Source organism: Parabacteroides sp. AF27-14 (assembly GCF_003635425.1).
GTDB classification, from domain to species: Bacteria; Bacteroidota; Bacteroidia; order Bacteroidales; family Tannerellaceae; genus Parabacteroides; species Parabacteroides distasonis.
Genome location: NZ_QTLZ01000028.1, coordinates 1 through 916 on the forward strand (window position 1 = coordinate 1; position 916 = coordinate 916).

At 37.9% G+C, this 916-nt stretch carries 1 protein-coding gene; it reads right to left on the reverse strand.

Annotation, left to right across the window (positions count from 1 at the left end; all coding sequences use genetic code 11):
* Positions 1-916 (reverse strand): hypothetical protein (locus DWY79_RS19690; protein WP_233564019.1); only part of this gene is annotated, 916 nt, incomplete at both ends.

The window sequence follows — 916 nt, forward strand, 5'->3', positions numbered from 1 at the left end:
CAAATTCTTCTATCTCTGGGCCAACGTCTTTTCCTTGAGAAGAGAAACAACACCTCTTGATCTTCTCTATAATAGACTTGTAGGCTCTTTGCGTCAATTTTCCATCACGCACACGAGCCTTCAATCTAGACCTCAACGGATCAAATCCATTACGATTAACAGACTCACGTAAGGTACTATTTAGCAAACTTCTTACTCCATCTATCTTATCAAGCGGCAAAGACTCTTTACTCACCTTGACTTTGGAATAACAAGACAAGAACCGATCCAGCAAATCATTCCAAAAGCTAGGATCATATAACATTGACGCAGTAACCGATTTCCCAAAGCACTTCCTAACTTTCTTTATCCGAAACTCGCATCGAGCTATATTCTTATTATTACTCCCCTGTTCCTTTCCTTTATCGTAAAACGAAAGTTCTTTCTCTGCTGTTTGAAACGTAATTCCTGTAGGATATGAAAGACGCCTAAAATAAGGTAAATCTAACATCCGATTGAAATATTCTATTGGAGACCGCTGTAACTCCAAATCCATTGCTGAATCCATTCTAGTCACAGTGACCTTATCCATAGGGATGTTTAAATCCTCTCCTATCCCCTCAATGGCTTTCCGTACGTCCTCTAAAGGGAAATCGTGCATGTTGGTACCGTAGTAATATTTACATAAGCTACAAGCATTGATTTTTAGAATATGAGTATTTACATACACATTATACCCCTTATATTTCCCACGTACATAAGGGAGGCCATCATTACCAATACAATCACTTCTATCCATCAAATATGGCGACACTTCCGCTAACAAATCTATTTCTGGAACATCTTTCTGATTAAGAACAAAGTCAACCGTATCATATAACATATGACCATGTACCATATCATGAACCATACTACTATATTCAGTACATGAATCATG